We start from the raw sequence: 20,225 nt of genomic DNA, 5'->3' as shown, positions 1-20,225 counted from the left end.
GCTGCAAATATATTTGAATTAACAGCGTAAATCTAAAATTAACGCTTATTTATACTACCAGGGCAATCGCAACCAGTAACAGAAATAAAGCCACAATTTCTGTTTGAATAACGGGCAGTTTTGCCGTATTTCGTTGATTATCATGCTGCATAAATGACTCCACAGTAAAGTTTATTTGTCAGGGTTTCGTCGTCCGATAAGTGCTTTAGGACAACTCAATTAATCGACTTGCTATACCATAGAGTCAGCGCGAGTATACTTAGTTCAGCACTTTACGATTCTTTACATTCCTTAGCCTCGCGCTAGCAGCCAATAGCTTTCTATGAAAATTAAGATCGCAAAATAAATCTACTGGTGAATTATTCAGCTGACCATTGCGCTGATAATAGAGAATAAGCAGCCACTTTACATTCGAGTTCTAGACAAACATTAACAAGTGTAATAATGTTGAGATAAGTACGGTTTTAAATAACTAAACACGTGAAAAACAGGATGTTTTAGAATTTTGCGTTACACTAAATTTATCATAAAAGTCTAATTAAAATGGAATGTAGTAGATGTCTAACAATAAAAACACTAAAAAAGAACCAGAACAAAACGAAGCGCCTGTTGATGAGCTTGACCAGCTTAGACAAATTGTATTTGGCGTTGCCGAGCAACAATTAAAAAAACAAATTGCATTAACGCGTAGTGATTTGGAGCACGCACTCAATACACAAAGCATTAATTTTACCCAGCGCTTAGATAAAATGCAGGAAAATATCAACCAACGATTTTCTGATATTGAGCGACAAATACAGCACTTAGATAAAACCCATGATGATAATGAATTGGTTATTCAAAAAGATCTTGCCAATTTAGCGTCTGAACATGAAATGTTTGCCACCGCGACCCAGCAAGACTTTAAAACGATGGAACAGTCACTTGATAGTGGCAGCCAAACACTCTCGCATAACTTCAATGAACAACTGGAACAATTGAAAAACCATCTTGAAACAGTATCAAATGCGCTTAGTTCGTCAAAAACCGATAGAAAAACACTGGCTAAATTACTGGCAACCATGGCGATTAACTTAGAAGATGACCAACTATAATGCCAACCGATGCATCAAAAGAAGCTGAGTCAGCGCAACAACTAGAAATAGTTCGCACTCTGCTGCTGGGTAGAGACAATAGTAGAATTACAGATAGTATAAAAAAAGATGCGCGTAAAATAGTAGCCGAGGTTATTACCGAGGCGCTACGTGATAGGCAAAAACAAGATAAATCAGTAGATAAAGTACTCCAACCTTTTGTCGAAGACTCAGTACAAATATCTGTTGCTCACAATAGTGAGCAAATGGTTATCTCTTTATATCCCATTGTTGGTAGTTTAGTCAGAAAATCTGTTGCTGCTTTTCTCAGTGACTTTATGGAAAAAACTAATCAGCTATTGGAAAACAGTCTGACAATAAAAGGGCTAAAATGGCGGATTAGAGCTCGACAAGGTGGCGTTAGTTACGCACAGTATGCTGCCTCTCAAACCTTTGTTTATCGAGTCGAACATGTTTTTCTTATTCATAGAGAAACCGGCTTACTTTTAAATACCGTCGCATTAGATAATGAAAACAAAAGTGATGCCGACGTCGTATCGGCAATGCTAACAGCTATTAATGACTTTGTAGGTGACTCATTTATAACTAACGATGATCGACTCAAAGAACAATTACAATCGGTCAGTACCGAAAACTTTAACTTACTGATAAAACCAGGCCCAAGTGCGCTTGTTGTTGCCGCCGTAAGCGGAAATCCCCCTCAAAGTATAAGTGACCAATTACAGTTAACGGTAGAAAACATCCATAGTTTGTACATTGAAGAACTGAAGAGCTTTAATGGCGATAACCAACAGTTTGAAAATACCGACAGCCAACTGCGTGACTGCTTATTATCAGAGCAGAAAACAGCAACCCCCGATAAGAAAAAAACACCTTGGTTTGCCTGGGGAATAGTTTTACTCATATTGCTATACGCAGGATACCAAAGCTATAACTGGCTAAAAAGCACTCAACTTCACGAAAAAATAATGCAGTTAGACGCCCAGCCCGGCGTCATGATCAAACAACTTAAAATACACAGTCTTGATAATATAACATTAGATATTTTACGCGACCCTGACGCCTTGAATATTACTGACTGGCTTAATAATAATGAAATGAATGCGACATTGTTCAATCTCAATGAACGAAATTACTACTCTTTTGATCCGCCAATTTTGCGCCAACGCGCGCAGCGTATAATTAAAGCATACCCAAATATTACCTTTACTTGGCAAAACGATATGCTTGAACTTTCGGGCAGTTTAGAGATAACAAAAACAGAACAGTTACTCAATGCGTTAGCCATAGCAGGATTTACGCCCGATAAAAACTTAAGCACCGAACAATTAACACTGGCATCAGCCATGCCAATGTTAGAAAGTCAGCAAATACAGCAACAAATATTTGATGACCTTATTGGCCGAATTGCTTCACTCCAGCTAAATTTCCCGGTTGCTGTTGAAACCATCACGCCCGAAATGCAACTGTCATTACAACGGCTTTATCAATATACACAGCAACTTACTCCAATAGCCAAAGCACTTAACATCAATTTTGGCTTATTAATATTGGGCAGCAGTGATAATACCGGCAATAAAACTGCAAATAATGTGATTAGTCTCAAAAGAGCAAACAATGCTGCCGATGTTTTACAACTCAAAGGTATAAATAAAGATAAAATGTTCGTTTTAGGCTTGGGCCAAATAGAAATTACCGATATCAGTAGTACGGCAAGAACCGTTATGTTCAATGTTATCCATATAAATAATGATTAAGTTATCCATATAAATAATGATTAAAAAAATTAGAGGGTGACTCCTTTGTAAATAGGTGTAGTATTTTACTCATACTTTATCGTGCTTATATAATTGATACTTAGCGAGAATTAAAAGCCAAGCAAAACCAGCAAGCTGTCGAACATGGAGATGACGCTTTGATTCAAAAGAAAATCTGCCTTTTAGGGGCTTCCAGTGTTGGAAAAACAAGTTTAGTCAAACAATTTGTAGAAGGTATTTTTAGTGAAAAGTATCTTACGACCATTGGTGTAAAAATTGACAAAAAAACCATCTCTATAGAGAATGAACAAGTACAGTTCATGATTTGGGACATGGAAGGTAATGACACTTATAACGCTTTCCAAGAAAGGTACTTACGTGGTGCTGCGGGTTATATCATCGTTGTTGATCAAACACGTACAACTTCATTACATGAAGGTTTAGACATCCACACCCTTGCTCAGCAAGTCACCAACTGTCCGGCAATATTGACCATCAATAAAAGCGATTTACCTGCCACTTGGAATATGGATGACAATGAAAACAAGTCTTATCAAAACTTATTTGATCTACAGTTTTCGACCAGTGCTAAAACCGGGGCAAATGTAGAAGAAATGTTTGCCGGCTTAGCAAAGCTATTATTAAGGAGTTAATAAGATGACATCGCTACTTAATAAAGTCATAAATGCATTAGAACAAATTGTTTTAGAAGTTACCGACACTAACGCTGGCACAGTAAAATGGATGGAAGGCGAAGGTGAGTGGGCAAGTGATTTATTTCCAAAATCGAGTAACCAACAGCCATTTACGATTAATGAGGATACGCCATTTTTACTCGACTTCCTTTTTGATGCAAAATCAATATGGCAAGCTAGTGAGAATGGTAAATTACGCTCTGGCTTATGGACCGAAATAACTCAAAACAATAAAGAACTGTATTTAGAAGCGATCGCCATAAAACATGAACAACACAATCTTCTAGTCATAACCAATCAACGAGAAGATTTCGAATTTCAGCAAAAAACAAAACAGTTAGCTCGTGAAGTTTTATTGTCCTACGATCGACTTTTTTTAAAAAATGAGTATTTGCATACCCGCTTACTGTCTATTTTAAAACAGCCACCAGAGCAAAGTAATATATTAAAGACTCTCACGAAAGTCATTGAAAATGCAGAGTTTGCCGTTTTAATTGCCAGTACTGATTTCACCACAAATATTGAAAACTCAGCGGCACTCAAACTTTTTGATCAAGACTCACTCGTTTCTACAGAGTCTGCTCGTCCCGTTGAGATTATTCTTAGGTTAATGCAAAACCAATTGCCTGAATACGAACGAATTTTGTCAACTAACTCTAGTTGGGATGGTGAATTATGTTGGATATCCCCGCCATCGACACTCAAGTGGCTTAAGGTAGGCTTTTATCCCGTTAAAAATAAGCTCAATGAAGTAGAGAATTGGATAATATTCGCCAACGACATCAGTACAATAAAGCACTTAGTGCAGCGAAATGAGCAACTTGCCCTGCAAGATATGTTAACCGAACTTCCAAATCGATTTTCTTTTTTGCAAATGCTAGAGAAACACATAGCTTCCAATCGACCGTTTTATTTACTGTATATTGATATTAACGAATTTAGACGGCACAACGAGTTTTATGGCCATGACCAAGGCGACAAACTGCTAATAGAGTTAAGCAAGCGTATCAGCGCTGCGGTAAAAACTTCAGATTTTATTGCGCGAGTTGGCGGCGATGAGTTTGCAATAATTATTAATAATATCGATAGCCAAAAAGCCTGTAAACTGGCGATACAGCGCATCATTGATAGTATCAATAAGCCGTTTCACTCGACAACAACAGAAAGCTTTAATGTCAGCATTAGCATTGGTGCGGCCAATTACCCAAAAGATGCGCAAAGTGTTGAAGAATTGATGAAATTTGTCGACTTAAGCGCTTATAACGGTAAGAAAAATAAAAAAAATTCGATCCAATTTTACTCACAATCAATGAAAGATGCTTCACACCATATAATAATAATAGAACAAGAGTTAAGGCAGGCAATCAAGAACAACGAATTTGAACTGTACCTGCAACCTATTATCGATATTAAAACTAATTGTATCAACAAAGCTGAGGCATTGATCCGCTGGAACCATCCAGTTAAAGGTTTAATAAATCCTGATGACTTTATTCCAGTCGCAGAAAGAAGTGGTTTGATTATTGCGATTGGTGAGTGGGTAATTAGCCGTTCTTGTCAAATAGCCAAAGAAATAAGTGAACTCGGCTTTAATATTAAAATATCAATGAACCTGTCTCCATCTCAAGTTGCTGATGACACGTTGTTTTCATACTTAAGCGCTTGTATTTACGATAATGAAATTAATCCCTGTTTATTAGAGCTAGAAGTAACAGAAGATGTTTTAGTTGATGATTATTCCGTAGCAGAAAAATTATTAAGTAAAGCAAGAACGATTGGTATGAGTGTGTCAGTTGATGACTTTGGTACCGGTTACAGTTCACTGTCGTATTTAAAAAAATTACCTTTAGATTATTTAAAAATTGACCGTACATTTATTAAAGAAATTGTTGCTGACGATAACGATAAAGCGATAGTACGTGCGGTTATTGCGATGGCACACAACTTAAATTTATGTGTTACAGCAGAAGGTGTTGAAACCCAAGAGCAATTGAGTTTTCTGGTAGACAATGCATGTAACTCAGTACAAGGTTACATGTTTAGCCGACCCATTAATGTAGATTACTTTATCAAGCTACTCAATGAACAATCGTTATAAAATATCAGTAAAAAGTATCTCGACCTCAGGCGAACGAAGCTAAACACTGGATACATTAAATACCCCAATAACTGAAATTTAGTCATTGGGGTAATATAACTCCACTACTTTCTTGCGACTAAGTGTACCGTACTGGTTGAGCGTTCAAGAAAAGCACCTTCGCAGTAAGCAAAATAGTAAAGCCAAAGTCGCTTAAACTCTTCATCATAGCCAAAAGGGTTAAGCTCAGGCCAAGACTTTAAAAATGCTTCGCGCCAATGAGATAGCGTTTTTGCATAATCTAGGCCTATATCACTTATCGACTCTGTGACTAATTCAGTATGCTCAGTCAGATGCCCTGTCAACACAGAAATAGAGGGCAAAAACCCACCTGGAAAGATATAACGCTGAATAAAATCAACATTATTTTTGTAGTGCTCAAAGCGCTGATCCGCAATGGTAATTGACTGAATTAATAATTTTCCGCCTGGCTTTAACCTTTCATTACACTGCTTAAAAAAGCTAGGTAAAAATTCAAAGCCAACGGCTTCTATCATTTCAATTGAAACCAGTTTGTCAAACTCACCAGTCAAGTCACGATAATCTTGTTTTAACAGCGTAATTTTTTCTGTTAGCCCTAATTGTTCAATGCGATTTTTAGCATATGCGTGCTGTGCATCAGAAATAGTCGTCGTGGTAACTTTACAACCATAATGCTGAGCGGCGTAAATAGCTAACCCGCCCCAACCTGTACCTATTTCTAATAAGTGGTCATCTGCGGTTAACTCCAAACGCTGACAAATAGTCGACATTTTGTGTATTTGTGCCTGCGCTAAGTTTGCATCTTTGTTAGGATAAATAGCTGATGAGTACATCATTTCAGGGTCAAGAAAGCGACTGTAAAGTTCATCTCCTAAATCGTAATGCGCAAGAATATTCTTTTTTGAACCTGTCTGACTATTGCGATTTCGACGGTGAAGCAAGGCATATTTAAGCTTAGTTAGCCAAGGTTTTTGCTTTTCAAGACTATCGACTTCCTGCTGAGCGCGAGCAAATATACGAATAACAGTCGTTAAATTTGGGCTACTCCATTTTCCAGCAATATAAGCTTCGGCTACGCCAATAGAACCACCTTTAACAAAATCTCGATAGACGCTGCTGTCATGTATATTGATACGACCAAGTAAGGATTTATTTTCAGCAAACTCAGGAAAAAGAAAACGCTGTGCATTATCAACTAATTCAATTTGACCATAGTTAATTTTTGCAAAAGCTGAGAAAACTAAACTACGGCAACGTTTATCTAACCAGTTAGCTTGTTTTTTTATTTTTATCCCTGATACGTTTTCCAACACTAATCTCCTGATTTTGGTTTTGTTATTTTACTTTTTTGATAACCAACAAATGGTATGCGCTTCAAAAATAGCTTCATGGCTTGCCAGTATATGCCCAACACTATTTTTAATGTCATTACCGGTATATTAAGCCAGAGTTGCCATAATGACGCCGCCGTGAATGGCGCTTTGGTTAAATTCATGGTTACATCAAAAATTTTCCGGTCTATTTTAATATTACCGGCGTCTTCAACACCCTTACGATGATTTTCTATATGCACCAATAATTGTGAGCGACTAACCATTGGCGGTTTAATAAGCCATTTATAACACATGTTTAAATCCATAAATGGTGACACATGAAAATTTTTATCCGTAATATGCGACGTTGAATCTTGGTTACTACTAACACTATTTTCTAACGGTACTAAATAATAATGCCGCTCATTCCATGGCGTATTACTGACTTCAACCAATACTTGCGTACAGATATCATTACCGTTATAACAAAAATAAAAATTTGCCGGACTAAAGTAAAGTCCCAAGCATCTGACCTGAACGAGCATAATTATACGACTTATATCTTCAGCGCCCGATAACGTGGCTATTTTATTCTTTATACGTTGCTTAAGACTTTTAGGTTCACCTTTAAGGTAGTCCTTCTGTTTAAACCTCAACAAGTTGAACCAAGAAAAACCAAATATCCCTCGCGGGCTTTGCTCGGCTTGCATTTCATCAACATCTAGCGCGAGCATATATAATTTATAACTAAAGCTATGCGATTTAGGCGTAAATCGTCTGTGCCTGATTTGGCCCCGATAAATACGACTATGTGATAAAGGTTCAACCATTGTTTATTTTCAATTCAGTTTCTTTTAAATAACAATCAAATCGTTGCGCAACGTCTACCGCACTACGTACACCGTCTTCATGAAAACCGCTATACCAATATGCACCCGCAAAATGAGTATTGCTTTGACCACATATTGTTAGACGTTGTCGTTGAGCATTAATCGACTTAGTTGAAAACACGGGGTGATGATAAGTAAACTCACGTAATATTTTGCTGGCTTCAATATCGTCACGCTGGTTCAAAGTTACGCAAAAGGTATGCTGCGAACTCAACCCTTGCAGAATATTCATATTGTAAGTAACGCTGGCAGGTTTGGTTCTATCAGCACTTAGCTGGTAATTCCAACTCGCCCATGCTTTTTCTCTTTTGGGTAATAAATTAATATCGGTATGCAACACGACTGAGTTTTCGCTATAGGGTATAGCTCCCAGTATTTCATGCTCTTGCTGGCTAGCATCATCACCAAGTAGCGCCAAAGCTTGATCTGAATGACACGCTAGTACGACTTCATCGAAGGTTTGTACATCGCCATTAGCAAAACATAGCTGCACCTCGTTATTGTTTCGCGTTATAGCGCGAATATCAGCATTAAGATGAATATTATCGGCAAATGGCTTACACAACGGAGCTAAGTAACTTCTTGAACCACCCGGCACAACATACCATTGCGGTCGATCAGCTATATTTAACAAGCCATGATTATGGAAAAAATTAACAAAAAAATGAAATTGAAATTCTTGCATCTGTACCAATGAACTAGACCAAATAGCTGCACCCATCGGTAAAATATAATGTTCTGCAAAATAGTAACCGAATTCATTTTCTCGTAAAAACTCGCCTAAAGTTAAGCTCTGATCATAGTTTTTCGCATGGTAACTTTGCTTGCACAACTTATTAAACCTAAGAATTTCTTTAACCAACCACCAAAACTTTGGATTGAATATATTACGTCGTTGAGCGAATAACGTGTCCAGGTTATGGCCATTGTATTCCATGCCGGTATCTGAATTATGTACCGAGAAACTCATTTCGGTTTCTTGCTTACCAACGCCAATTTCGTCCAGTAACGCCAAGTAGTTAGGATAGGTTTTATTATTAAAAACAATAAAGCCAGTATCAATAGCATATTGCTGCCCTGCTAACTCAACATCAACCGTGGCAGTATGTCCGCCAATATGAGCCGACTTTTCAAAAACACTGACATCATGCTTTTTCGATAACAAATAAGCGGCAGTTAAACCTGACACACCTGCACCTATAATGGCAATTCGCTTCATTGCTTATCATTCCTTACATTTTTATTATTTTTTTCACTTTTTAACGCAATGCCCTGCCAAATAAAGTCAGGTAGCAGTGCGATAAATTTCATTATTAAGGTTAATCTTTTTGGGAAGTGCACATAAGATTTTCGAGCACTAACCCCTTGATAAATACGACTAGCCGCTTGCTCACTGGTGAGTAAAAACGGCATAGGAAAGTCGTTTTTGTCAGTTAATGGTGTTTTGATAAAACCCGGATGAACTAAGGTAACCGCTATATTTTCTGCTTTTAAATCTAAACGTAAGCTTTTAGCTAAATAATCTATTCCAGCTTTAGACGCGCCATAAGCTTCGGCCCGCGGAAAAGGCAGAATAGTGGCACTAGAGCTAACAAATACCACCTGTCCTCCGCTAGCTACTTTTGGCAGAAAACGCTCGAGCATATAACCCAAAGACTGCAAGTTTGTAGCAATAACACTGGCAAACAGTGCACCATCAAACGCTTTAGCGTTGTCGATATAACGACAATCGCCGGCATTAAGCATTAAAATATCGATGTGCTTTATTTCGTTAAGTTTATTGGCGGCTTTGCAGACTTGTTCGGTATCAGTCATATCAAAAGCAAGTGGGATAACATGAGTATTCCCCTGAGCCAATTGTTGAAGCTTTTCTTCATTTCGACCACAAGCAATTACCTGATAGCCCTTGGCAATATAGCGATGTAATAAAGACTCACCGATACCAGAAGTAGCACCGGTAATGAGAATGGTACGCCGATTATTCATTCTGTTACCGCCCTGCTTTTAAGCCAGCGAATGACACGTCCTAAAAAAGGCAGTTGCTCATACAGCATAGCGCCTAAATCAAGATAATCTCTATGGTAAATAACTTTATCGCCACAGCCTTTAAGATGCGAACTACCTTGAACACTGACGACTTTTCCTGAGTTTAATCGAGGATGCTGAAAACTCATTTTCCAATAAATAGCAGCCTCTGAATCTTGCGCTATTACTTGCTCAATAGTAAATTCACAATAACTAAGCTTTTGATAAAGTTCATTGAAGTAAATTTTTAGTTGTTCAAAACCCTCAAGTTGATGCATTGGGTCGATAAATACGATGTCTTGGTGATAAACGTCCGCTAACAAGTGTAAATTATCAGTTGAGAGCTTTTGGTAAGTCTCGATAAACTTAACCAACCACAGTGAATATTGTGGTGGGCTGTTTAAGTCAGCAGGAATCGTAACCTTTTGATTTGACATAAATACTCTTCATATTTGGCGATATATCCACTCGACTAAAGCATGTGAATTTTAGCCATCGGATACCTTATATCTCAAAGTCGTTAACTAGCTATCTATAAAAATCTAGTGCCGCTAATCTAGCTTCTTTGTGATCCACTATTGCCGGCCAATAAAGTGATAATTTTTCTTTAGCAATATACTGATGAGGAAAGTGAATTTCTTTATCAGGCAACTGCGCCAGCTCTGGTATGAATTTACGTATAAACTCGCCTTTTGGATCAAATCTTTCGCTTTGTCTTATCGGGTTAAATACCCGAAAGTAAGGTTGTGCATCACAACCGGTACTTGCTGCCCACTGCCAGCCACCGTTATTTGCAGCAAGATCGCCGTCAATAAGCTGCTGCATAAAGTATTTTTCTCCCCAGCGCCAATCAATCAGTAAGTGCTTTGTTAAGAAACTTGCTACCACCATACGCAATCGATTATGCATCCACCCTGTTTGATTAAGTTGCCTCATTGCAGCATCGACCAGCGGGTAACCGGTTTTACCCTGACACCACAGTGTAAACAGCTCATTATTATTAGGCCAAACAACGCCATGATACTTAGGATTAAAGCATTGATGTTTAGAGAGATTTTGTCGGTGAAAAATTAAATTACGGTAAAACTCTCGCCAAATTAGTTCGTTTAACCAAGTAAACTCCTCACTGTCTGAGGCAACTAAAATATCAGGAAAACGCTGAATAAATAACAACAGTAAATAACGAGGGCTAATAGCACCTATCGCTAAGTAGGGTGATAAGCCAGACGTAGCTTTAATGGCGGGAAAATCACGTTTTTTGCCATAACTTGCGACTTTGTATTCGTAGAATTCTGGAATAACTTGTTGTTCAACTTGATCAGCTAAAGGCCATGCATCAGATTCTCCTGCACAACTTAAAGGCGCCTTAAACGTTAGCTTTACTTCATCACTCTGCTGCTTAGAAACCCTTGTGCTAGGTTTGCCAAGATAATCAAAACCGTGTTGCTTTACATAGGTTAACCAAGCGCGTTTGTAAGGGGTAAATACCTTGTACATCTCGCCAGTTTTGTTTAACACTTTGCCTTTTTTGACAATGACATCGCTTTCAAACATACGCAGCGGAATACCTTGCTCAATACAAGACTTATCCCGTTGCTTTTCATTAAACTCTAGTTCTTGATTCGCCACCACTTCACTAACATTATGCTGCTGGCAATATTGTTGTAAAAATGAAATTTGCGCCGAAAAGTCATCGCAATGCACAACCTCTAAGGTAATATTTAGCGACAGCAACTGCTCAGCCAACGCATTAACGTGACGCTTAATAAAATCAATTTTTATTGCAGACCAGTCATGAGCTAACCATTGTTTTTCACTGACAAAAAAGATCGCCTTAGCCGTCTCAGCGCCTTTATTTTGCTCGAGGAAATAATCTAGGGCAGGATTATCGTGAATTCTAATATCGTTGCGAAACCAAAGTAACAAGGACATTCCTTAATAATTAAATGGGTTAATAGCCGTATCTTAGTTTTAACGACTCAGGGTAAGGGTTTAAGTACGCTTGTTGAGCTAAATAAGACTTAGGATGCTCTAATAAGTAATGATTAATCAGGGTCAGTGGCACCATTAACGGCATTAAACCTTCACGATAAGCATCAATTTGTTGTGATAATTCTTTACGCTGATCTTTATTTAAATGCTTAGAGAAATAGCCTTGAATATGAGACAACGCATTGGCATGGTTCTTCCGTGTTGCAACAAGCTTTAATGCGGTCATTAAGCCAGAAATATATTGCGCGGCCATTTCTTCAACAGCAATATCAGCACTCCCCAACAAACGCCCTAGCTGCTTGTATGCAATAAGATCATGGCTCATTAGCGTGTACTTATATTGGGCATGAAAACTGGTCAGTTTATGCTTGCTAACACCCGATTCAACAACAGCTTGCCAGTGACGATAAGCAAAAACACGAGCAACAAAATTTTCTTTAAGAATAGGATCATTTAAACGGCCATTTTCTTCACAAGGTAATAGCGGGTTAGCCTTCATTATTTCTCGTGAAAACACACCAACACCTTGGGCTTGCAATGGATCGCCCGAAGGTGAATATACTTTTACCCGTTCCATACCACAGGTTGGGCTTTTGGCACAAAAGACATAACCGCTAAGGTTTTTAGAAATAGATGCTATTTTTTTTCCATAAGCTTTTATGGCAGTAGTTACATCACCAGAGCCGTCGGGTCTGGAAACTTTTATTATTTGTTCATCTTTAATCAAACGAATAGTTGGCCGAGGTATTGGCATACCAACGGCTACTTCAGGGCAATAAGCTTTATAAGTTACATGTTGCCCGAGTTCTTTGTTGCAGAAATTTGACGGTTTGTTGCTGGCATCAAATCTTACTTTTTCACCGATTAAGCAAGCACTAATACCAATAACAACATCTTCTTTACCAAAATCTTTATACATAGCCACCTCGACTAGTAAATAAAAGCACCAATAGGATTTAGTAGCTTATTTATACCTTGTGTAAAGTGTAGTGCATCATTGGCAACAGTGTAGCAGAGACAGCCATGTTCAGTGGCTGGCTGGTGCTGATGGCGTTTATCAAGCATGATAAAGTCGCCAGCTACATATTCACCTTGTTCATCAGCAAAAGTACCGGCTAGCAATAATGTCAGTTCAAAGCCTTTATGGGTGTGCTCAGGTATTGAACCACCAGGGCCGATATGCAATAAATTAGTATGAATTTCTCCTTCACCTAAATTTATGCGCGCGCGAGAGAGCTTACCTATTTGAGCCGTTCTTCCTAAGTCCATATTTCGCAATGTATTAGGTAAGGTATATTCCATACCTTTAAAGCTGATCAAACGTTCCTCTGGAATAACTTTAACAGGCTCAATATCATCAGTAGCAGTAATTTGATTGATAATTTCATCAAAACTCATTTCTGAAACTTCAGGTGAAATTTTATTATCAGTAACAGCAGGTTGAGCTAATAAGTCTTGCTCAAAACTGGCTTCCGCAACTTGCTCGGTTAAATGCGCTATTTTACCTTGGCAAAGTTGACACATGTCAGCGTGTATCGCTATGCCCGCGGCAAGCGAAGCTGGTAAGTCACCATCCACAAAACTTTTTAACAACGCAAATGCAGGGTGGTGCTTAATCATGGTCTTCTCCTAATTTCAATTTCAGTTTGCCGAGTGCGAGCCGGAGTCGAGATTTTATTGTGCCAAGTGGTAGATTTAAATGAACAGCAAGCTGCTCTTGTGACATTTCCATAAAATAAAAACCTTTTACCACTTGTTGCTGATTCTCTGGCAAAGTTTCAATTATGCCTTTTAAATTACGACTTTGTATGTGATCGCTAAACACTTCTTCTTCAATATTGGCAGATTCAGCCAGTGGCCAAATGTCATCACTGAGATTATCTTCTTTATTCGCTTTCATTTTACGCAGCAAATCAAAAGTAACGTTACGCATGATGGTATAAACCCAAGTAGTTGCCGCACCTTTACTGTCGTCAAATAAGTGTGCCTTTCGCCATACGTTAGTCATGGTGTCTTGTACCACTTCAGCGGCCAGGGCTTCACTGCTAATTTTACCTTGGGTAATGCGTTTTATTTTGGGCGCGAAAAAACTAAACACTTCAGTAAATGCTTGTTTGTCTCTGTCATCAGCTATTGATTTAAGCCATTGACAAAGTTGGGGATGATCGATTTTATTAGTCATGTTACTAGAGGTAGCTTTAGTCATGTTACTACATGTAGCATCTGTTTTATGACTTGGCAACACTGAATGCACTTCTAAATGTAACGACTGCATGATTTAACCCATTTATTTTACTTATAGTCGCCAATACGCAACACAAACAGGGTTAGATCACTTTATTGTTTATATTTTATCTTCAGATAAAATAATACGTTCTAAAAGCTGCTTCGCTTGATTAAATGAGTCTTTATTAACAAATAAACTTTTTTCCGCAAGTTCGACCGGTAATATTTCTAACCACCGCGCAACCACCCAATCACCATGCTCAAAATGCTGTTTTGGATACAGTGCACTTAACTCAGTATTTTCACTAAAAAGTTTACTTAACGACGCCGCTAACTTATCGGTGGTTTGGTCTAGGCCAGTATCTGGCCAATGATTTTTAACCGTAACATCGCCATGATGTAAATTATCTTGATCTTGGCTAATAGCTTTAATATCAACTAAGCACTTACAGTGAACATCAATCAGCAATATACCGTCTTGGCCCTGGTCAAAGTTAATAATTTCTACCCAACTGCCCACTTGCTCGGTATCAGTTTTTTCATCATTGTCATGCGTAACAATCACAAAGCCTTGGTTTTTCATGGCCTGAGATATCATTTTTAAATAACGCTTTTCAAAAATTCGCAGTCGAGTGACCCCTTGCGGCAATAAAAATATTGGTAACGGAAAAATAGGTAAATTAATTGTAGCCATAAGATTAAAGTAACTAATGTTAGTGGTTAGATAATGGTTATACGTTGCAAAGGCAAAAAACGATCAAAAAAAAGCCTCATAAAGAGGCAAGGGGAACACACAGCGAGTGGATAATTTTGTGCATATATTAGTCATACGTATTGAAGATAAAAAAGATCAAAAAAACATCAATTAATTTTATTATCGTACCTTAGCGGTATAAAAATGGTTCTTATGAATATAATCACTATATATTTCATGATATTAAATAGCTTCCTGACAACTTTTCACAGGTAGTTGTTTATCAAAAAATAGCGTTAGTTCCGCAACGGTTACACCAAATTTTTTCATTTTAGTACGATTGAAAACGCGGTATTCATCTATCTGATACATCCAATCATCAAGTGAAAGCTGAATTTCATCACCATCTATTGGTACCAGTAAGTCATATTGCCATTGAAAGGCAAAACCGTTTTGCTGTCCAGTAGCCTCGCCAACAACATCTGCTGCACTACCTAAGTATTGTCCTTGCATTAATTTCTTTAATTGCCAGTCTCGATAGGTAATTTCACCATCATCAAAGTAAAACACTTCTTTTAATAAGCCATCATCACCCTGCCATTCGCCTTCAAGCTCGACACAAAAGCGACGCGTAACTTTACTGGTGTAATCTTGTACCATTCCCCATGCAATTAATTTTCCAGAGAAGTACTGTTGAATATCGAGTTTAGGCGATGTTGCTTGATAGTCGTCTAAAGGAGCGGTACAACTTGAAAGAGTGAACGCTAAGCAAAAAACTACCGCCAATTTTACATATTGCTTCATATACTATCTCCTAATAATTGTTGTCGTAATTTAGGTTCACTGGTGTTTTTGTCTAACCAAATACCCAGAAATGTTTTAGCAAAAGTTAAACTTTGGATTTCACCTATGTTTTTCCGATTCAAATAAAATATGGTCTTATCCCTTTGGCTTAGCATTGACAATCTATCGCCCTCATTAATATCTAGCCATATATTTTCTAGTAAAGGTAAAAAATCTACATATTCGTCTTCATTAAGCGATAAATGTCGCCACTGCGAAATCGTATTATCTAATAATTCCTTTTTACTGATATCTCTTAAGTAATCGATTTCAAATAATGCGTGCTGACATAAATGACTAAAAGGTGGTTGGCCATCACTAGTTAATAGTGAACTTTCATAAATATCCCAAAATAGCACTGAAAATTTAGCTTTGCCCAATAAGGTAAATTGTTGGTCGATTAAAGGCCCAGTTAAGTCTTTAGCCATAAGTGATGTTGACTCGCCAACGCGACAAGTTATCTCGCTTGTGATGCTTTTGCTATCAATTTCGTTAACGTCTTTGCCTATAGCGTCCAATGAAAATAAGCAGGCTAACGTTACAACGTTAAGAATACCCTTAAAACTAACTAACATGGTTTTCCTCCTCTAATATGAGCAACCAGCGACTTATACTGAAAATAACGACCATAAACGGCCCCCACAAACAGGCAAGCAATACATACCCAAAACCTAAAGATGGTACTAAATAAACCACCGATAATTTCGCGCCAGCGATATAACTTAAAGGTGCCAATAACGCACCTATAAAAAATTGTAATATTTTCGAGTTATTAAGAAACGCCAAGCTGTGTCTTATCGTTCCGGCAAAAACAATCCAAAGAGTTATAAGCCAAAAAGGAATACCCTTGGTGTCTGGGAAAATAAAAACACCTGTATATACCAAGGCAAAATCTAGCAAAACACCCAGAGTAGCAATCAGGAAAATTAACGCAAATTCGTTTTTAGTTGTTTGAAAGTACCAAAGCTGGGCGCCAAGTAAAATACCAGCAATAGGGATAAATGAATTCCCAATAAAAACCAGTCCAAACCAAGCGATATTGAACCCGACTAAACTCCATAATGCAGCGTTTATTCTCATAATTAAGCCTTTTAAGCATCCTAATTACTTATACGTACAAGAATGAAAATAAGATTAGTTTGTAAATAATTATATGATCTATCTGCTGATGAAACCCGTATATAAATCAACAAGCATTGACAAGGTATTACTATGCAAACAAAACAATATTTAGGATATTTAGGGTTATCTCCCTTTTTACTAACATTTGCCTTTAGCGCATACAACGAGGAGTTGTTCAATATTTCTGCGGTGCAATTGTTTATTTTTTACAGTGCAATTATTCTCAGCTTTATTGCCGGCACCCTATGGCGAAAACATAACGACAATCAGAGTATTAAATTGCAACTCTGTAGTAATGTTTTCAGTGTACTCGCTTTTTTTACACTGCTATTACCCCACTACATTGCACTTGTAGCGCTTGCGAAATTTTATTTACTAATTTTGTTGTGTGAATACCACTTTGATCATGTGGAACCTGAAAACCACGGTTATTTACAAATGCGCCTACACCTGACATCTCTAGTAGTCATAATTCATATAATTGCTTTTATATTTTGGTGTACTTAGCAAACATAGATAGGAAAGATGAAATCGTCTTTATCTTTAAATCAGTCAATCAGTCAATCAGTCAATCAGTCAATCAGTCAGTCAATCAGTCAGTCAATCAGTCAGTCAGTCAATCAGGAGAGTTTAAATCAACAGGAACGAAGAATTACAAATAGCATACGTTATCTCTGCAAGCATTAATGAATAATTACATCAATTTTCCATCTTCTTACATTAAAACTGCCAGTAATTAAAACTCAATACCTACCACGAAACATCATCATAATTAACTACATAATAGTTTTTAGATTGGCCATAAAATTTCAACAATATGTAGAAGAACTTGAATATATGTCGTCGTTAGCACTTATTTTTATAACGGTAAGGGCCGACCTTTTCGTCATTAAAAAAAGGAGGGTAATGATCAAACATGCCACAAAGAAGTCCATTTTTACCTTTTTTAGGTTGGAAAATAGACTGCTATGCCACCATTGCTGTCGTTCAATCTTTAGGCTTTAAAGGCGGCTTATCCGACATTGCGGACGTTCAGTGCTTTGATAACTAAAACTAATGTTCATATATACCAGACATTTCAACGAACCTGTCCCCGCAGGTACTTGTCCTGTGCTGGCTAATAACATTGCTTTTATGAGTGTAGTGGTTAAGACCTAGTCTTCTAGTCTAATTCGAATTTAACTCTTGAAGTTTTACGATGCCTTTCTATGCGTTTGTAGTATTCCTGAACAATTTCTTGTTCGGCCAACGGTGACAGCATAAATTTATCAAACCCAATCCCCATTAACCCGAAAAACTCTACTTTCTCTTCGGACAAATCATTTTCTAATATGAGTTTCGCCTCCGAAAATTGCTCGCTGTATAGAGCAAACAAAAATGAGTAAAAACCAAACCTGTGATATTGATATGATTTGGCTGATTTTTGCTTATATTGGTCAAGCGTTTGGTAACCTAGAGCGGCTATTTCCTTACTTTCCTGCATGTGACCAGCATGATAATGCAGTAGCATTAAACCTGCAGAATAGTCGATGTTAGCTATTGTTTGAGGGAATTCCGGGACGTTTTTTATGTATTCTTTTAGGGTTTTAACCCTATTTTCATTTGCTGCTTGTTTGGCTAGTCCTAACGAAAATTTTAAATCAGATCGATTCCGACCGTCTCCAGTGATAAAATCCAACTTATCCATTGGTTTAACTAACAAGACCCGATCATAAATATAAGACGTAATGACATAATAAGTACTCCAAAATCCATCTTCATTGGGATTGATTTTTTTACCTAAGTTATCTGCATCTTCGAATTCACCTAAATGGTATAGAAAAAATATAAACATAATAATATTACGTGGATTTCGATTGGTCCGAACTGCTTCTTTTGCTTTGAAAAAATTATTTTCAAATATTGCTGAGTCTGCTAAGGCAGTAATGGAGTTATCAATGATACTTTCTCGCTTAATTAATGCAGCTTCAGGATTTAAACATTCAAGCATCGCGAATTCGAATTGTACTTGGCGTGTTTTAGCTATCTTTCCATCACCATAATCTTGAAGGAAAGATTGAATCTCTTCACAAGTTGCAGACTTCGTATATAGAAGAAACTTTGTCATATATTCAAAATATATAGAACGAGCAGGATATAAGCCTATTAGTCGCCATAAAGTCTCTTCAGCCTTTTCAAATGAGTTTGGGTAATCTTCAAAAATCATCATTTGAGTAACTAACGCATCTTCGTTCTTAGGATCTATATCTAGTGCTTGTTGGGCTAGTTCAACTTGCTCTTCAGCCGATGAAATAGGCTCTCCAATACGAGTGAGTCCAAGTTGCATATAGGCCAATAACCCTTTTGCTGAGGCTGAATTAGGGTACTGTTTCATTAGCTGTTTTAAAGAGTTTATGGCTTTGATATATGATTCTTCTGAATGATCGTTTGAAAGCCCGCGAGCAGTTACTAATTTTTCAACGGCTATGTAGTCTAATTTTTCTACCGTACTTTTGTATCTATCATCATCGTGGACTAATGTCAGCCTCAATGCAGCGGCTATTTGCTCACTTAACTCCTCCTGTAATGTGAACACGTTAACTAGTTTTCGATCAAAGGTATCTGATAAAAGGTGAGTACCGCTACTGGCTTCTATTAACTGAACCGATACTCGAATATCTTCACCACTTTTACGAACACTGCCTTCGATTAGATATTGAACATCTAGTTTTGTGGCTATTTCTCGAATATCAATATTTTGTCCTTTAAAAGCGAAACTACTGGTGCGCGCCGTTAATTTAAGCGATTCGACCCTAGCCAGACTATTTAGTAATTCTTCGGTAAGCCCATCAACAAAATATTCTTGAGAGCTATCGTCACTCATATTAATAAAAGGCAGCACTGCCAGTGAATATATTTTTTCTTTTGTCCCATCCGCGGCAGCGTTTCTGGTTTTATTTATTGCTGCAGCAGGCGCCTTGTCATTTAACTCTACTAATTCCGAAGAATATGACAATGGATCATCTTTGATGTTGTTAAATATGAAATCGTATCCTATATAGCAAACGGCGATTATTAACGCTGTTAGTATGGCGTAGTTAAGTTTTTGGTCATTCGATGATGCTGAAAGTTCACTTTCGTCCAATCCATCGGTGCGTTTTAAACCATCGGGGGTCAATTCGAAAGCCCATGCAAATATACATGCGATCGGAAAGCTTAATCCTAATACAACTACAGAAATAGTTAAAAAAGCCGGAGGAAGATTTAAGGCTGGGGCAATCACGGATATGATTTGAAGTAGCACCCATGAAGTTACTAAATAGACGCTTGCAACTTTAAAAACATTCCTTCTTCGCATTTCCATTAAAATTGTCATATTAGAAGCCTCCAACATATAATTTAAATTCTACTATCACACCTGGCTCAACAAGCATAATAATTCTATACTTCAATGAGTAACATTATATTTAAATGTG

Annotated in this window: 20 protein-coding genes; 6 read left to right on the top strand and 14 right to left on the bottom strand. The window is 37.6% G+C overall.

The window, feature by feature from the left end; genetic code table 11:
* Positions 1-557: 557 nt before the first annotated feature.
* The 4 genes from A3Q33_RS10265 (at position 558) to A3Q33_RS10250 (ending at position 5,644) form a co-directional block, all read left to right on the top strand.
* A complete protein-coding gene (locus A3Q33_RS10265; RefSeq protein WP_081179853.1) occupies positions 558-1,094 on the top strand; it encodes a hypothetical protein in 537 nt (178 codons plus the stop codon).
* The gene (locus tag A3Q33_RS10260; protein WP_081179852.1) at positions 1,094-2,851 is read left to right on the top strand and encodes an OmpA family protein; all 1,758 of its coding nucleotides are present in this window, start codon (positions 1,094-1,096) and stop codon (positions 2,849-2,851) included. The genes A3Q33_RS10265 and A3Q33_RS10260 overlap by 1 nt, the downstream gene beginning before the upstream one ends.
* Before the next feature lie 158 nt (positions 2,852-3,009).
* Positions 3,010-3,504, top strand: a complete 495-nt coding sequence (locus A3Q33_RS10255) for a Rab family GTPase (protein ID WP_081179851.1) — start codon at positions 3,010-3,012, stop codon at positions 3,502-3,504.
* A gap of 4 nt (positions 3,505-3,508) precedes the next feature.
* The gene (locus A3Q33_RS10250) at positions 3,509-5,644 is read left to right on the top strand and encodes a sensor domain-containing protein (RefSeq protein ID WP_081179850.1); all 2,136 of its coding nucleotides are present in this window, start codon (positions 3,509-3,511) and stop codon (positions 5,642-5,644) included.
* Between the two features lie 104 nt (positions 5,645-5,748).
* Here the strand turns inward: A3Q33_RS10250 and A3Q33_RS10245 are convergent, their stop codons facing one another.
* The 13 genes from A3Q33_RS10245 to A3Q33_RS10185 form a co-directional block, all read right to left on the bottom strand.
* A complete protein-coding gene (locus tag A3Q33_RS10245) occupies positions 5,749-6,975 on the bottom strand; it encodes an SAM-dependent methyltransferase (protein WP_155866750.1) in 1,227 nt (408 codons plus the stop codon).
* Between the two features lie 2 nt (positions 6,976-6,977).
* Positions 6,978-7,808 carry a DUF1365 domain-containing protein gene (locus tag A3Q33_RS10240; RefSeq protein WP_081179848.1) on the bottom strand — a complete coding sequence of 277 codons (831 nt, stop codon included), beginning with the start codon at positions 7,806-7,808 and terminating at the stop codon, positions 6,978-6,980.
* Positions 7,801-9,087, bottom strand: coding sequence for an NAD(P)/FAD-dependent oxidoreductase (locus A3Q33_RS10235; protein WP_081179847.1), 1,287 nt, complete (start codon positions 9,085-9,087; stop codon positions 7,801-7,803). Before A3Q33_RS10235 ends, A3Q33_RS10240 begins: the two co-directional genes overlap by 8 nt.
* The gene (locus A3Q33_RS10230) at positions 9,084-9,854 is read right to left on the bottom strand and encodes an SDR family NAD(P)-dependent oxidoreductase (protein WP_081179846.1); all 771 of its coding nucleotides are present in this window, start codon (positions 9,852-9,854) and stop codon (positions 9,084-9,086) included. Before A3Q33_RS10230 ends, A3Q33_RS10235 begins: the two co-directional genes overlap by 4 nt.
* A complete protein-coding gene (locus A3Q33_RS10225) occupies positions 9,851-10,330 on the bottom strand; it encodes a nuclear transport factor 2 family protein (RefSeq protein WP_081179845.1) in 480 nt (159 codons plus the stop codon). The genes A3Q33_RS10230 and A3Q33_RS10225 overlap by 4 nt, the downstream gene beginning before the upstream one ends.
* Before the next feature lie 91 nt (positions 10,331-10,421).
* Positions 10,422-11,825 carry a deoxyribodipyrimidine photo-lyase gene (gene phrB, locus A3Q33_RS10220; protein WP_081179844.1) on the bottom strand — a complete coding sequence of 468 codons (1,404 nt, stop codon included), beginning with the start codon at positions 11,823-11,825 and terminating at the stop codon, positions 10,422-10,424.
* A 19-nt stretch (positions 11,826-11,844) separates the two neighbouring features.
* Complete coding sequence (locus A3Q33_RS10215; RefSeq protein WP_081179843.1) at positions 11,845-12,804, bottom strand: YbgA family protein; 960 nt, start codon at positions 12,802-12,804, stop codon at positions 11,845-11,847.
* 11 nt (positions 12,805-12,815) lie between these two features.
* Positions 12,816-13,505 (bottom strand): ChrR family anti-sigma-E factor, encoded by a 690-nt coding sequence (locus tag A3Q33_RS10210; protein WP_081179842.1) that lies wholly within the window; start codon positions 13,503-13,505, stop codon positions 12,816-12,818.
* Positions 13,498-14,160 (bottom strand): sigma-70 family RNA polymerase sigma factor, encoded by a 663-nt coding sequence (locus A3Q33_RS10205; protein ID WP_231295829.1) that lies wholly within the window; start codon positions 14,158-14,160, stop codon positions 13,498-13,500. The genes A3Q33_RS10210 and A3Q33_RS10205 overlap by 8 nt, the downstream gene beginning before the upstream one ends.
* Positions 14,161-14,229: 69 nt before the next feature.
* Entirely contained in the window at positions 14,230-14,805 is a 576-nt protein-coding gene (locus A3Q33_RS10200) for an LON peptidase substrate-binding domain-containing protein (protein WP_081179841.1), read from the bottom strand.
* A gap of 243 nt (positions 14,806-15,048) precedes the next feature.
* A complete protein-coding gene (locus tag A3Q33_RS10195; RefSeq protein ID WP_081179840.1) occupies positions 15,049-15,609 on the bottom strand; it encodes a DUF3833 domain-containing protein in 561 nt (186 codons plus the stop codon).
* Positions 15,606-16,223 carry a chalcone isomerase family protein gene (locus tag A3Q33_RS10190; protein WP_081179839.1) on the bottom strand — a complete coding sequence of 206 codons (618 nt, stop codon included), beginning with the start codon at positions 16,221-16,223 and terminating at the stop codon, positions 15,606-15,608. Before A3Q33_RS10190 ends, A3Q33_RS10195 begins: the two co-directional genes overlap by 4 nt.
* The gene (locus A3Q33_RS10185) at positions 16,213-16,728 is read right to left on the bottom strand and encodes a DUF2878 domain-containing protein (protein WP_081179838.1); all 516 of its coding nucleotides are present in this window, start codon (positions 16,726-16,728) and stop codon (positions 16,213-16,215) included. The genes A3Q33_RS10190 and A3Q33_RS10185 overlap by 11 nt, the downstream gene beginning before the upstream one ends.
* A 132-nt stretch (positions 16,729-16,860) precedes the next feature.
* On the opposite strand from A3Q33_RS10185, the gene A3Q33_RS21035 reads away from it, so the two are divergent.
* Complete coding sequence (locus A3Q33_RS21035) at positions 16,861-17,277, top strand: DUF3429 domain-containing protein (RefSeq protein WP_081179837.1); 417 nt, start codon at positions 16,861-16,863, stop codon at positions 17,275-17,277.
* A gap of 409 nt (positions 17,278-17,686) precedes the next feature.
* A complete protein-coding gene (locus A3Q33_RS20970; RefSeq protein ID WP_286160903.1) occupies positions 17,687-17,821 on the top strand; it encodes a hypothetical protein in 135 nt (44 codons plus the stop codon).
* 111 nt (positions 17,822-17,932) lie between these two features.
* On the opposite strand, the gene A3Q33_RS10175 is transcribed toward A3Q33_RS20970, so the two are convergent.
* Positions 17,933-20,125 (bottom strand): hypothetical protein, encoded by a 2,193-nt coding sequence (locus A3Q33_RS10175; protein WP_081179836.1) that lies wholly within the window; start codon positions 20,123-20,125, stop codon positions 17,933-17,935.
* Between the last annotated feature and the right edge of the window lie 100 nt (positions 20,126-20,225).

This window comes from Colwellia sp. PAMC 21821, from assembly GCF_002077175.1.
Taxonomy (GTDB): domain Bacteria; phylum Pseudomonadota; class Gammaproteobacteria; order Enterobacterales; family Alteromonadaceae; genus Cognaticolwellia.
This window is presented reverse-complemented; position numbering and strand designations above follow the sequence as displayed.

What these genes read in the sequence shown, in the direction of transcription:
- A3Q33_RS10175 (WP_081179836.1), bottom strand. Translation starts at nt 20,125, where the DNA reads ATGACAATTTTAATGGAAATGCGAAGAAGGAATGTTTTTAAAGTTGCA.
- A3Q33_RS10265 (WP_081179853.1), top strand. Translation starts at nt 558, where the DNA reads ATGTCTAACAATAAAAACACTAAAAAAGAACCAGAACAAAACGAAGCG.
- A3Q33_RS10230 (WP_081179846.1), bottom strand. Translation starts at nt 9,854, where the DNA reads ATGAATAATCGGCGTACCATTCTCATTACCGGTGCTACTTCTGGTATC.
- A3Q33_RS10235 (WP_081179847.1), bottom strand. Translation starts at nt 9,087, where the DNA reads ATGAAGCGAATTGCCATTATAGGTGCAGGTGTGTCAGGTTTAACTGCC.
- A3Q33_RS10195 (WP_081179840.1), bottom strand. Translation starts at nt 15,609, where the DNA reads ATGAAGCAATATGTAAAATTGGCGGTAGTTTTTTGCTTAGCGTTCACT.
- A3Q33_RS10240 (WP_081179848.1), bottom strand. Translation starts at nt 7,808, where the DNA reads ATGGTTGAACCTTTATCACATAGTCGTATTTATCGGGGCCAAATCAGG.
- A3Q33_RS10215 (WP_081179843.1), bottom strand. Translation starts at nt 12,804, where the DNA reads ATGTATAAAGATTTTGGTAAAGAAGATGTTGTTATTGGTATTAGTGCT.
- A3Q33_RS10260 (WP_081179852.1), top strand. Translation starts at nt 1,094, where the DNA reads ATGCCAACCGATGCATCAAAAGAAGCTGAGTCAGCGCAACAACTAGAA.
- A3Q33_RS10200 (WP_081179841.1), bottom strand. Translation starts at nt 14,805, where the DNA reads ATGGCTACAATTAATTTACCTATTTTTCCGTTACCAATATTTTTATTG.
- A3Q33_RS10250 (WP_081179850.1), top strand. Translation starts at nt 3,509, where the DNA reads ATGACATCGCTACTTAATAAAGTCATAAATGCATTAGAACAAATTGTT.
- A3Q33_RS10210 (WP_081179842.1), bottom strand. Translation starts at nt 13,505, where the DNA reads ATGATTAAGCACCACCCTGCATTTGCGTTGTTAAAAAGTTTTGTGGAT.
- A3Q33_RS10225 (WP_081179845.1), bottom strand. Translation starts at nt 10,330, where the DNA reads ATGTCAAATCAAAAGGTTACGATTCCTGCTGACTTAAACAGCCCACCA.
- A3Q33_RS10205 (WP_231295829.1), bottom strand. Translation starts at nt 14,160, where the DNA reads ATGCAGTCGTTACATTTAGAAGTGCATTCAGTGTTGCCAAGTCATAAA.
- phrB (WP_081179844.1), bottom strand. Translation starts at nt 11,825, where the DNA reads ATGTCCTTGTTACTTTGGTTTCGCAACGATATTAGAATTCACGATAAT.
- A3Q33_RS21035 (WP_081179837.1), top strand. Translation starts at nt 16,861, where the DNA reads ATGCAAACAAAACAATATTTAGGATATTTAGGGTTATCTCCCTTTTTA.
- A3Q33_RS20970 (WP_286160903.1), top strand. Translation starts at nt 17,687, where the DNA reads ATGCCACAAAGAAGTCCATTTTTACCTTTTTTAGGTTGGAAAATAGAC.
- A3Q33_RS10190 (WP_081179839.1), bottom strand. Translation starts at nt 16,223, where the DNA reads ATGTTAGTTAGTTTTAAGGGTATTCTTAACGTTGTAACGTTAGCCTGC.
- A3Q33_RS10185 (WP_081179838.1), bottom strand. Translation starts at nt 16,728, where the DNA reads ATGAGAATAAACGCTGCATTATGGAGTTTAGTCGGGTTCAATATCGCT.